Origin of the sequence: Desulfoluna sp., from assembly GCF_030145185.1 — a bacterium.
GTDB lineage: Bacteria > Desulfobacterota > Desulfobacteria > Desulfobacterales > Desulfolunaceae > Desulfoluna.
Window position 1 is genome coordinate 1 of record NZ_JAQYWB010000033.1, and the last position, 12,783, is coordinate 12,783.

General features: G+C 54.2%; 10 protein-coding genes and 1 tRNA gene. 2 read left to right on the plus strand and 9 right to left on the minus strand.

The features are described 5' to 3' along the window. The first annotated feature begins 297 nt into the window (after nt 1-297). Nucleotides 298-879: a GyrI-like domain-containing protein gene (locus tag Q1Q75_RS12020; protein WP_300670755.1), complete on the plus strand. Its 582-nt coding sequence runs from the start codon at nt 298-300 to the stop codon at nt 877-879. A gap of 91 nt (nt 880-970) precedes the next feature. Here Q1Q75_RS12020 and Q1Q75_RS12025 read toward each other — a convergent pair. From Q1Q75_RS12025 to Q1Q75_RS12045, 5 genes are all read right to left on the minus strand, one after another. Beyond that, nucleotides 971-1,046, minus strand: a tRNA-Val gene (locus tag Q1Q75_RS12025). Between the two features lie 143 nt (nt 1,047-1,189). Further along, nucleotides 1,190-2,395 (minus strand): hypothetical protein, encoded by a 1,206-nt coding sequence (locus tag Q1Q75_RS12030; RefSeq protein ID WP_300670757.1) that lies wholly within the window; start codon nt 2,393-2,395, stop codon nt 1,190-1,192. A gap of 16 nt (nt 2,396-2,411) precedes the next feature. Continuing rightward, entirely contained in the window at nt 2,412-3,392 is a 981-nt protein-coding gene (locus Q1Q75_RS12035; protein WP_300670760.1) for a polyprenyl synthetase family protein, read from the minus strand. After that, nucleotides 3,389-4,723: a 30S ribosomal protein S12 methylthiotransferase RimO gene (rimO, locus tag Q1Q75_RS12040; RefSeq protein ID WP_300670763.1), complete on the minus strand. Its 1,335-nt coding sequence runs from the start codon at nt 4,721-4,723 to the stop codon at nt 3,389-3,391. The genes Q1Q75_RS12035 and rimO overlap by 4 nt, the downstream gene beginning before the upstream one ends. A 123-nt stretch (nt 4,724-4,846) precedes the next feature. Next, nucleotides 4,847-5,668: a crotonase/enoyl-CoA hydratase family protein gene (locus Q1Q75_RS12045; protein WP_300670765.1), complete on the minus strand. Its 822-nt coding sequence runs from the start codon at nt 5,666-5,668 to the stop codon at nt 4,847-4,849. Between the two features lie 390 nt (nt 5,669-6,058). On the opposite strand from Q1Q75_RS12045, the gene Q1Q75_RS12050 reads away from it, so the two are divergent. Further along, a complete protein-coding gene (locus Q1Q75_RS12050; protein WP_300670766.1) occupies nt 6,059-7,081 on the plus strand; it encodes a tRNA-dihydrouridine synthase family protein in 1,023 nt (340 codons plus the stop codon). A gap of 252 nt (nt 7,082-7,333) precedes the next feature. On the opposite strand, the gene Q1Q75_RS12055 is transcribed toward Q1Q75_RS12050, so the two are convergent. From Q1Q75_RS12055 to Q1Q75_RS12070, 4 genes are all read right to left on the minus strand, one after another. Beyond that, on the minus strand, nt 7,334-7,966 hold the full coding sequence (locus Q1Q75_RS12055; RefSeq protein WP_300670768.1) for a hypothetical protein: 633 nt from the start codon (nt 7,964-7,966) through the stop codon (nt 7,334-7,336). Further along, entirely contained in the window at nt 7,959-9,434 is a 1,476-nt protein-coding gene (locus tag Q1Q75_RS12060) for an AAA family ATPase (protein WP_300670770.1), read from the minus strand. Before Q1Q75_RS12060 ends, Q1Q75_RS12055 begins: the two co-directional genes overlap by 8 nt. Before the next feature lie 533 nt (nt 9,435-9,967). After that, nucleotides 9,968-11,263 carry a (Fe-S)-binding protein gene (locus Q1Q75_RS12065; RefSeq protein WP_300670773.1) on the minus strand — a complete coding sequence of 432 codons (1,296 nt, stop codon included), beginning with the start codon at nt 11,261-11,263 and terminating at the stop codon, nt 9,968-9,970. A gap of 3 nt (nt 11,264-11,266) precedes the next feature. Further along, on the minus strand, nt 11,267-12,649 hold the full coding sequence (locus Q1Q75_RS12070) for an FAD-linked oxidase C-terminal domain-containing protein (RefSeq protein ID WP_300670777.1): 1,383 nt from the start codon (nt 12,647-12,649) through the stop codon (nt 11,267-11,269). Nucleotides 12,650-12,783: the final 134 nt, after the last annotated feature.

The following is a 12,783-nucleotide window of genomic DNA, read 5'->3' on the forward strand; positions in this document are numbered from 1 at the left end:
GGTATTCTGTCTGATTTTCTCACCCTTCGGGCGAGCCGGGTGCACTCATCTGCCGCGTTATCAGAGCTTTGAGGTAAACCACTACATCTTCAGCTCTGATGCCTTGCATATGAGCGCACCCAACTCGTGAAATATCCGGGATAGGTATGCAAATCCCTCTGCTTGTTTCAGGATAGCGATTATGGTAAATGATATTTGCATCAGTTTTTCAATGTTTTCAGGCGAAAACATCCGGTGCAAAACCGGTCCTGCCCACGTTAATCCTGAAGGACCCCCACCCTCTATGAGGATACACGGATGAAACCTATTCTCTCCGTCACGCTCATCACCCTGGCCGCCATTGTCTCCATCCTTACCTGGTACGGCCTCTTTGCAGAGGTCACGCTCTCAGAACAAACCATTCCTGGTTTCAGCTTTGTCTATAAAAAACAGATGGGGAATTATCGCCAAAGCGGTCATATGATCGATGAGATTTACAAAAATCTCAAAAATGAGGGCCTTTCCTCCACGAAAGGGGTGGGACTTTATTACGACAACCCCAGAAAGGTGGCCGTGGAGAATCTGAGGTCTCTGGCCGGATGCATCCTGGCGGGAGAGGAGGTCGGGACATGGGAACCGCTCAGGAAAAAATATCTGATCGCCACCCTCCCTGAAATCAGGCTTCCCGCCATTTCCTTTCCGTACAAGGGCAAGCTCTCTGTGGTTCTGGGAACCTTAAAGGTCTATCCCAGGCTCAACGCATGGTTTGAGCAGCATCCTGAGCACCAGGGGCCGGTTATGGAGATCTACGATCTTGAAGGGAAAGAGATTCAATACATCGTGGTCCGCCCCTTTGGGATTGAGGCGGTAGATGCCCTCTGGAACACGGAGCACCCATAGAAAATGAGAATGAGAAGGGGAAAATGAAAAAAGGGAATAAAAAAAGGGAATAAAAAAAGGGATCCAGAAAACTGGATCCCTTTCATATATATGGTAGGCACGATCAGACTTGAACTGATGACTTCTACCGTGTCGGGGTAGCGCTCTACCAACTGAGCTACGCGCCTTTAGGTTTTACCTGTAAAAAACAAGATACATTTAGCAGCGATACCCATAGGTGTCAAGCAGAAAAAAGCGCCTGGGCACCTGAGAAACGGCCCTTTCTTTTGCCCCGACCCCTAACCCCTTCAGGTAACAACCAGATATCGCGTTAGGGCATGACGGTGTTTTTTCCTCCGGCCACCATATCCACTTTAATATGATCACTGGAGACCTCGGAAAGGGTGATGGAAAACCCCTTGTAATTGCGAGCCAACAACTTTTCAGCCAGTTTTTTGCCCTCACCGGTGAAGTTCACAACCATCACGGCGCGCTCGATGCGACGCTCTCGCGGCCTGACAGAAAGAACCCCCTCGAGCCCTTCCATTTCACGGGAGAGTTGGGTCAAATTCTCGAAGAAATTTGTCCCTTCCACCACCACCTCAATCATCGTGGTGCGGCTCTTTTTCTCCTTCATCGCTCCAATAATCTGGGAAGAAAGATCCCGACCGGCCACCCGGGCCGCTTCCGTCATGGCTCGGGTGCTGACCTCACCGGGGTCCGTCCCCACGGCGATGCTTGCCTTGCGGACACGGCTAAGGGGCCGTCCCGTACTGACGAGGAGCCCTTCGAGTTCAACGGAGGCCCGAAAAGAGCGCTCCTCACCCATAACGTTTCCCGAAGGCTCGGTCCAGGCCTTCCCTGTCACCACCACATCGGCACCAAAGGCACGGCCGATGCGCAAGGCCTCTTCCCGGCTGATCAGCCCATCGAGCCCCAAGGCGGCGGCATCCTCAACAATCGCCCGATGGGGAAGCACCTCAAACCCACGTCTTGCCATGGACCCTGAGATGGCGTCATCCGAGATGGTGACAATAAAGGACTTGCCGGCCCCCCACCAATGGTCAAAGGCCGAACTCCCCGAGAGTCTCTCGGAAATCAGAAACAGAAGCTTGGGCTTATCATTCCCCGCGAGGACAATCCCCAGAGAGGTCAGACGCTCTGCCAGACGCTCCATGGCCACGGAGGCCTCGACAGCCACATGGTAATACGCCCCGGACCGCCGCTCTGCCACAACCTTGTACCCATCGATATAGGTCGCGGCCGAATCGGTGAGGATCTCCGTCACCGTATCGAAGTTAACGGCAATCACCCCAGGTGAGAGAAGCTCAAAGAGAGCCGTCTCCATGGAGGCATAGAGCCCATCCTTCACCGCCTTCTCTTTGGCGGCTGGAATATTATTTCGGGAGATGTCCCCCTTGCCCAGAGAGAAAAAAACCTTGGGAGCGGCCCCCTCCTCTGCACACAAGAGACCGGACTGTCCGAAAGAGACAGTCAGAAGTATCACAACGATCCATGCACAGGTCCGTTTCAGCATTGCTCACCCCTCCTTCCTATGATTTTCGACCCAGACTGTAATCGCCCACAAGGAGCAACAACTCTTTTTCACGGCTTTCGGGAAGCCCGCCCAGAGCGGCTTTGGCTTTGGCCACGTGATCTGCAGCGCACCCTTGCGTATATCCAATCCCATTGAGTTTCTCCAGCATGGCCACCAACTCGGAGAAGGCGTCTTCGGTAAAATGAAGGTCGGTCATGATGACTTCCATGCGAAGCTTTTCCTCGTCCGAGGCCTTTGACAGGGCGTGGATCACAGGCAGAGTTAATTTGCCTTCCCGCAAGTCGGCTCCCGGCTCTTTCCCCAAAACGCTCAGGTCGGCGGTATAGTCCAGAAGGTCATCGGCCATCTGAAACGCCATGCCGATATGCCAGCCGTAGCGGCCCATGGCGTCCACCCCCTCTTCCGGCTGACCGGCCAGAAGGGCCCCTGTCACACAGGCTCCCTTCAGCAGCACAGCGGTTTTGCGTTCAATCACCTCAAGGTATTCGGCTTCGGTGAGATCCATTCGGCCCTTATTGTAGAGCTGCTGAATCTCCCCCTGGCTCATGGCCTCGGTGATCCCGCAAATCTCATCGATAATGGCAAAGTTGCGGGTCTCGGCCGTCAGCGTCAGGCACCGGGCGAGGATAAAATCCCCGGTAAGAACCGCTTCGGGAGCTCCGTACACCGCATGAGCGGCGGGCTTGCCTCGCCGCATCACCGCCTCGTCCACGAGATCGTCATGGATCAGGGTGGCGGCATGAAGGTACTCAAAAAGAACGGAATAACGGGCAAGGTCGGACCTGTCAGAGCCGCAGGCCCGGGCAGCCAGAATCATCAGCAGGGGACGAAGGCGTTTCCCCCCGGAAAACAGGAGATGACCCGCCACCTCCCCGGCCAGCTCGGCCCAGGGATTCAGGTTCTCTTTCAGTGCGGTTTCGATGGCGGAAAGTTCCCCGGCCACCTCACCTAAAATTTTCGCCTTCAAATCGCTCATACCACTTCTCCTGACAAATCGTAGACAATGGCATCCGTGATGCGGACGTCAACAAAGGCACCGACGGTCAACCCTTCGCCGTAGACAAAGGTCAGCCCGTCGACCTCCGGGGCCTGAAAAAAGGTCCGGCCAATAAACACCCCCTCTTCGGGGTTTTCTTCGATAAGCACCCGGTAGGTGTTTCCCACGCGGGCCATGTTCCGCCTGGCGGAGATCTCCTCCTGGGCGGCCATGATGGTATCCTGCCGTTTCTGGGCGACCTCTTCATCCACGTGATCGGGAAGGACGTGGGAGGCCTGCTCTTCAGAGTCGCAATAGGTAAAGACACCCAGATGGTCAAACTCCACCTCGGTGATAAAATCGAGCAATGTCTGAAAATCCTCCTCCGTCTCACCGGGAAAACCCACAATCAATGTGGTGCGAAGAGCCACGCCCGGAACCTCGGCGCGAAGCCGGGTAAAAAGAACCCGTAAATCCTCCTGGGTGTACTGACGGCCCATCTTTCTGATGATGGGATCCGAGGCATGCTGAATGGGGATATCAAAATAGGCACAGACCGCCTCATCTTCGGCCGCCAGCTTGATGGTGGCATCATCTAAGGTATCAGGAAAGGCGTAGAGAAAACGAAGCCACTTCCCTGTGGCAATCTCTGAAAGAGACGACAGCACCTGGGAGAGCTTGCCGGGCTCGCCCAAGTCCTCGCCATAGTCGGTGGTGCTCTCCGCCACGAGGTTCAACTCCTGAACGCCGCCATCGAGAAGGCGCTGTGCTTCGGCGGTGATGTCTTCGATGGATCGGCTGCGATACTTGCCCCTGAGCGTGGGAATGATACAATAGGTGCAATGCCTGTTGCAGCCTTCGGCAATCTTCAGGTAGGCCAGGGGGCCTGTGGTGGTTACTCGGGGCGAATCGGTCCGGGCCGGGGAGACGCTGTTGGGGTCAGGAAGCACACAGGTGGCCTTGCCCACGCGTCCATCCACGGCCATGAGCCGGTTGATCTCTTCGGCAATGCGCTCGTACCCACCGGTGCCGAGGAAAAGATCCACCTCGGGAAATTCGGGAACGGCATCCTCTCCAAATCGTTGGGGAAGGCACCCAGCGACCACCAGATAGCGGCACTTGCCCTTGCTTTTGTATTCCGCCATCTCGAGGATGGTATCGATGGATTCGTCCACCGCGGACGTGATGAAGCTGCAGGTGTTGACAACAATCACATCTGCTTCTTCCGGTGAATCAATGATGGTGCATCGGGCCTCGGTGAGGTGGCCCAGCATCACTTCGCTGTCGACGAGGTTGCGTGCGCAACCGAGGCTGACCAAGTAAATGTTCATGGATCTTAACAAAACTCCTGAGGCAAAGGCCCGTTTCAACCCACCGGGTCTCTGCGGCCCCTCCTCTCCCAACGGAGAGAATGGGTCACAGAACACCTGTGAATCTAAGACCTGCCGTCTGGGCTAATTGCCCGTGAAAACCGGTTTTCGTTTTTCCGCAAAGGCGGTAAAGGCTTCAATCAAATCGTGTGACGGGATAATATTGGAGCTGATGGAGGCCACATACTTAAGCCCCTCGTTCACGGCCTGTTCGGTCCCGTGGTTCAGCACATCCTTAGAGGCTTGAACCGCGATGGGCGGGTTGGCCGCGATCACATCTGCCATGGCCTGAGCTCCTTTAAACAGGGCCTCGGCATCTTCGTACACTTCGTTTACAAGGTTGATATTCAAGGCGCGACGGGAATCGATGGTTTTGGCGGTATAAGCCATCTCCCGGGTCACCCCCTGACCGACGATGAAAGGCAAGCGCTGGAGCACACCCACATCGGCCACAAAGCCGATGGCGGTCTCCTTGAGGCAAAAGGTGGCATCCTTCGAGCAGAGCCGGATGTCGCAGGCGGTAATAAAATCGAGGCCGGCACCGATGCAATACCCATGAATCGCCACAATAACGGGCTTACGGCACTTCTCCATGGCGCTCATCGTCTCCTGAAGGGGATAGATCTTCTTCAGAAGCTTCCACTTGAGCCCGCCTTTCTGCTCGTTTTCCATGAGCTCAGGCATGGAGCCCACCATCCCGATGAGATCGATGCCGGCACAGAAGGCATCCCCCTTACCGGCCACCACGATAACGCGCACCTCCGGGTCTTCGTCCAGGGCCTGGAAGACCGCCGGGGAGTCCATCCAGGCGTCCTGATTCATGGCGTTCTTTTTATCCGCCCGATTGAACCATACCCAGGCCACATGCTCTTTTTTTTCCACCAGATAGTACTTGCTTTCGATCATCTCTTCCTTGCTCCTTCTTTCCGTTACACCAGAATGTTCACTTATCTATATCACCAGAGTCGTTTCAGCTCATGTCAAACGAAGGTCGAAGGTATCCCGTCACTATAGTACACTATCTAACCAAGATCAATCGGCATCCATCTTCCCGGACAGGGATGAATGTGATAGGGTATCCCCCCTGTTTGACAACCTGAGGGCACGAAGGATCTCCCCTCTCATGTACCACGCCGCAGCCCCCCTGGCAGGGACAGCGCGGCGACCGACGTTTCAACGGCGCAAACGGGTGCCTCGGACTGACGGTCGGTACCCAGGACGTCGGCGCGTGACATGAGATCAAACCGTTGGCATCACACCCACAAAGAACCCACAAGGCACACGGCAATAAAAACCATGAACCCCGTACAAGACATGATAAAAACCCCCATCACCATCGGGGGCAAAGAGATCCCCAACCGCCTTTTTCTGGCCCCCCTGGCCGGCCTCGGCCACGTGGCCATGCGGCAGATCATCGATGAATTCGGAAGCTGCGGCCTCTTCTTCTCAGAGATGTGCAGCGCCAAAGCCCTGCCCTTCGAAAACCGAGCCATCTCCCCCATGTTCCGATGGCGGGATGAAGAGGCAGAACGCCTCGTCATGCAAATCGTCGGCGCCACCCCCCTGGAGATGGCCCGAGCTGCCGAACGCATCGAAAAAGAAGGGCTCTTCGGAGTAGACATCAACTTCGGCTGCTCCGTTGCCTCCATCTGCAAGAAAGAGGGCGGCGCCGCCGTCCTCAAAGACCCGGACCGCGCGGAAGCCATCGTCCGGGAGGTCCGAAGAGCCACCACCCTCCCCCTCTTCGTCAAATACCGTACCGGCTGGAAGGATGACGCCGGATTTGCCGCGATGATGGGCCAGCGATTTGAATCTGCCGGGGCCGACGCCCTGGTCTTTCACCCGAGGATCTCCCCGGACCGCCGCAGCCGCCCCCCAAAATGGGCACACATAAAAGCCGTCAAAGAGAGCGTTGCCCTCCCCGTCTTCGGCAACGGCAACGTCTTCAACACGGCAGACCTCACCCGCATGGTCACCACCACCGGCTGTGACGGTGTCTCCCTGGGACGCATCGCCATCGCCCGCCCCTTTGTCTTTGCCGAGATGCTCGAAGAAAAAACCTTCGGTCCCGAGCTCTACCCTCAAATCGCCTTGCGCTTTCTGGACCTGGTGGAAGCGGCCTTCGCCCCCAGCTACGCCGTCCGCCTCTATAAAAAATTCCTCCTCTATTTTGCCGCCAACTTCAAATTCGGCCACCCCGTGTTCAAACAACTGGCCCACGCCACCACCCTGGAGGCCCTTCGGGACAACGTCCACCAGACCTTCTCCCAACCCCTGGACCTCGCCGCCACCCCCAATCTCAATCTCTTTACGAAGTGATACAACGACATGCAAAAAAGCGTGCCTCCGGCGGCAAGGTGAGCCACCTTGAAAGCAGGTTTCGGGTGCGCTCCCCATGTCGCGCCGTAGCCCATTGATGTAGATCGAATGGTGACGCATAGAGATGGACGTAGGCGGACGTATCGGGTCAAATCACATCCGCATTTATGGAGAGCCAATGCTAAAGCCTGTTTAGCAACCGTTTCACAAGGTTGGCTTCCGGAGGCATAAGCTGAATAGTTACGAAAAATTTTATTTTTGGAGTTCTTGCTTCAGGATATTGACAAGGACTGGCTGATAAGCGGGAAGTTGCGGTGAAGTTATTGACTCAATGTCTTCGAGAAAAATGGAGAGAAGATCATCTCCCAATAGTTCCAATGAATCAAAGGACCCGATATGGGTAAAAAGTAACGCATCTATACCGATTTTGCGTGTTTGCTGAAGCATTCGGTTATTTCCATTGCCCAGCTTGAGTATCTCTATCATTCGGTCAGCACGACCCGTCAGCCCTCTGACCTTTCCATTAAGTCTGAAACTCAACTCTGTTTCACAGGCATCCATCAATGGCGTCAAAGGCAAGTGCTTTGATTCATGGGCGTCGCCACACTGCCTTCGCGTGTTGCAGCTGGCCACAATATTACAAAAGTCCAATGACCTTTGCGGTGCTGTCCTCTGAGGTTCCAGGTGTTCATTGTGACAAGACTTTAAATCAATTGATTTGCAGCAGTAACAACAAAGTCCTTGTTGTTCCTTAAGGGCAGCAGCCCTTATCCCCTCGCGGACAGAATATCCCCCCTCATCCAAATCACGGTATCGTCCGTTGGGATGGCTTCGCTTCCACGTTGCCAGAATCTCCGGCTCCGCCTCCTTGATAATCTTACGCACCCAGCGCCTCCTTTCGGAGAATCAGAATACGTGCCTTATTAAGCTCCCAATGATCCAGGGGCAGCTCTTCTTCGAGGGCCGCAAGCATCACCTTCGCGTCTTCAATCTCCCCATCCTGAATCTTATCAAAAAGATCGTCTAATCGCCCCTGAACCTCAGGGTTTCGAATATCCGTATCCATCTCTTGAAGAAGGACTTGATTGGCATCCAAGCCGTAGAGATTTCCGACCTTTTTCAGCTCCCCATCATCCAACACATAGGTAAGAATATTTGGAGCATCACTGATCACAAGCGGAGAATGGGTTGTTAAAACAAACTGGCAATTAGGAAAGGTGCCCTGAAGGTTTCGGATAATATTTCTTTGCCACGATGGATGAAGATGCATGTCCAATTCATCTATCAGAACCACCCCCTCACCTTCCAAGGAATTCTTCAAACTGGGGTTCATCATGGCAAGCCGCCTGGCCAGATCTCCCACAAGGGCCATGAGAGACTTTTCTCCTTGTGAAAGCTGGGACACATCCAGCTCCTGATTGCCCTTTGAGACCATCATGCGGAGCCTGGGCTTTCTTTCCAATCTCAGGTTCTCAAATCCAGGCATAAACGAAGTAACCGCCTGACGAACTGCGTCCAATTGGATATCCCGGGATTCAATACGCAACCGAAGTATTTTTTGAAGAAGCTCCTTATTTTGATTGATATCTTCGATGGATTGCACTCCGCCCACATCCGATATCACTCGCTCAAATTGATGAGAAAAACTCGAATTTTCCGTTGCATCACGTTCCCTGAACCATTCAAAAAAACGACGAAAATCGACCCCCTGATGCAAAGATTTATCGTACCCATCCAACTGACCAAACGTATGCATGGATTTCAATTTCATAGGGATATCCAGCACGGAGCGCTCTACTGAATAATAAACCATGATAGGAAGCGATGAAGAGTCATCTTCGGTCAGGGAACTGCGAAACGTATCAGCAAGCTTCGTGACGCCACCTAAATAGCTGTCAACACATTTCTTTCTTCCTTTCAGGGTCTTGGCAAGACTCCAGCGAAACTCTATCCCCTTGGATTCCACCACCGTTTCAACCGTCGCATAGGATGTCCCGTTGCAGATAGTAAGATCATCAATGGCTTTTCCTGCGCCTTTTTCTCTGAGAATCCGAGCCACCAACCAACTTAAACTTGTCGACAACGCCTCAAGAATCGATGATTTACCTGCGCCATTGTTGCCAATAATGACCGTTACACGCCCTTCTCCCTCCTCCGAGGGTGCAAAGGGCATCTCCAGTGTTTCAAATCGACCGACATGTTGCATTAAAAGACGTTTTATTCGCATACAAGAACTCCCGAACCCATAACTATCAAAGAAGGCATGAAAAGAACGAAATGAATTATTCGCTGACTCTATGAATATTTGTGATTCTGGCCGACACCATTGCCAACTGTTATTCTCTTGTTTCAAGGTATGTTAAGGCTTTTTTAAGCAAAATCATACTACATGACAGGATTGGTTTTCTGCAACAACCAATCACATACCCTCAATTTTGGGACCCGATGAATATTCGCTACCTGCTTTCAAGATCGCTACCCGTGCCCCCTAACCCGGATATTTCATGAGAAAACAATCAGGACTAAGGCATAATCCGTAATGACAGTTCTTCGCTGTCATATTTTCAGTCGTTTCAAAAATGCAAAATGTAATCCACGGTATTCTGTCTGATTTTCTCACCCTTCGGGCGAGCCGGGTGCACTCATCTGCCGCGTTATCAGAGCTTTGAGGTAAACCACTCCATCGACAGCTCTGGTGCCTTAAGTATGAATGCACTCAACTCGTGAAATATCCGGGCTAAGGCAAAAAAAAGCCGCCCTTAAAATTAAGGGCGGCTTTTTGGTAACGATTCCGCTTCGGCTCAGGGGCTCAAAGGGTACAATATGTTTGCCAACCTTTTCAAAAGGTTGGCCCCCGGCAGGGCCGCCGGAGGGTCATCTTATGCTTTACAACGCGTCGGCGTAGAGTTCGATGACGTGTTTGACCGCCACGTTGTCGTGGGCTTGAGAGAGCATGTCGGTCATCTGCATCATACAGGCCGGGCACCCGGTGGTCACCACGTCAGCGCCGGAGGCGATGATGTTGTCTCGCTTTCGGCTGCCGATGCGGCTGGAGGTGTCGTAATGTTGGAGGTTAAAGCTGCCGCCGTTGCCGCAGCAATAATCCGCTTCATTCATCTCCACGAACTCGTAACCGGGCAGGCCTTTGAGGATGGCCCGGGGCTCTGCGGAGACGCCGATGGATTTCTTCAGGTGGCAGGGGTCATGCCAGGTCACCACTTTCTTTTTCCCGGACGCGGCATGGGCCGAGAGGTCCACATCAAAATGTTTGACGAGGAACTCACTGATATCCATGGTGCGGTCGGAGATACGCTGGGCCTTTTTCTCCGCCTCGGGAGAGATCTGGGCCGCGATCTTGGGCCAGAGCTTCTTGATGGTGGAGGTACAGGTGGCGCACGGGGTGACCAGCACGTCGTAGTTGCCCTTGGAGAAGGCTTTCAAGTTTTGCTTCAGGAGCTTGATCGCACTCTCCTCGTCCCCTGAGGCAAGGGAGGGGATCCCGCAACAGGCCTGCTTTTTCGGCAGGTAAATCCCGCACCCGTGATGTTCCAACGCCTTGATCACGGCATGACCCACCTGTGGGAGCATCTTATCCACCACGCAGCCCGGGTAGAACGCCACGCGGATATTCGCCGTGCCCTTGCCGGAGTCTATGCCCGAATGATCCTTGCGAAAGGGCCGCTTGGCCAGGGGCATAAAGTGACGGTCCCCGATCAGGGGGGACATGATCTTGGAGCAGGAGGTCCCGAGAAAGGAGTCCGCCTCGCTGGTCATGATCCCCTGGAACTTGGACCCCATGGAGACCAGGCCGTTAAAGAACCGCGGGTGCACCAGGGTCCCTCGAAAAATAGCCTTCTTCGCGGGCGACAGGCCCATGTAGTTGGTCAGGACAATACGGGCCTTGATGAAGATATCCATGACCTTGACCCCGCTGGGGCAGTTTGCCTCGCAGGAGCCGCAGAGAAGGCAATTGTCAAGGCGATCCTTCACCTCTCCAGGGCTGTCGATCATCCGCTTGGCCAGGCTGTCGATGAGGACCAGTTTCCCCCTGGCCACATCGCCTTCCAGCATGGAGTCCCGGAAAACGGGGCAGACGGACTGGCACATCCCGCAACGCATGCAGTTCACCAGCATATCATCGAGTTCAGAAAGGGTGATTCGAAGATTGGCAATGTCTTTCATGGGCTAATCTCCTATCACCTTTCCGGGGTTAAGGATCCCCTTGGGATCCACGGCTTTTTTAATCTTGCGGAAATAGGACAGGGACTGTTCTCCCACCTCCTGGGCCATAAAACCGGCCTTGGCAATGCCGATCCCATGTTCTCCTGAAAGGGTGCCGCCCATACCGAGGGCCAGGTCAAAAATATCTTTGACGGCTGTTTCCACCTTATGCCACTCTTTTTCGTCACGGCGATCACACAAAATCGTGGGATGGAGGTTGCCGTCCCCGGCGTGACCGAAGGTCCCGATGGAGAGGCCATACTTTGCAGCCACCACATCCAGCCCGCTCACCATATCCGGGATTTTGCTTCGCGGCACGGTGGCATCTTCCAGAACCAGGGTGGGTTTCAGTTTAGCCAGAGCGGAAAGAGCCGCACGACGGGCTTCCCACACCTTGTTTTTCTCTGCCTCGTCCTTGGCCACATGAATGTCCCTGGCATTGTACTTCTTGCAGATCTCCTCCACCTTGGCCGCGTCGTCAGCCACCTCTGCGGGGTGCCCGTCCACTTCAATCAGAAGCAGGGCCTTGGCGTCGAGGGGCAATCCAACCTTGGCGTAGTCTTCCACGGCGCGAATGGTGAAATTGTCCATGAATTCGAGGGTACAAGGCACAATCTTGGCCGCGATGATGGCTGCCACAGATTCGGTGGCCTCGGCCACGCTGTCGTAAATAGCCATCATGCATTTAGACGCTCTGGGGGGAGGAATCAACTTCAGGGTGATCTCGTTAAAGACCCCCAGACACCCTTCGGAGGCGATCATGAGCCCGCTCACGTTAAACCCGGTCACACCCTTGACGGTCTTGGAGCCGGTCTTGATCAGGTTGCCCTCGACATCGAAGAAATCCATGCCCATGACATAGTCTTTGGTAACCCCATACTTGAGGCCACGCAGGCCCCCGGCATTTTCCGCCACGTTGCCTGCCAGGGTAGAGACCTTCATGCTGCCGGGGTCCGGCGGATAGAAGAGGCCTTTTGCAGCGACCGCGGCGGCAAAGTCTGCGGTGACCACACCGGGCTGAACGATGGCATACATATCCACTTCGTTGATTTCGATGATCTTGTTCATGGCGTTGGTCAAAATCACCACGCCATTTTTATAGGGGATGGTGCCCCCGGAGAGATTGGTTCCGGCACCGCGCACGGTGGCGGGAACGCCATGTTCACCGCAAAGACGAATGGCCGCGCCCAGCTGCTCGCTGGAATCGGGACGCAAAACCAAGGCTGGCATGACAGGGTCCAGAACCGCTGCATCATACGCGTAGTTCATACGGGTGACTTCGTCACCCATGACGTTTTTCTCGCCTAAAAGGTTCTCAAATTCTTTTTTCAAATTCCCAGAAATCATATAGCCCCCTCCCACAGGTTCGTTATGTCTCTTTGTAAAAAATACCCGGTCTGGATAAAGAACAGGGGGATCCTTGCCGAACCAAGCTTGGAAAGAATCCCCCTGATTTACTTTTCACGATCACAGAGTCTCTG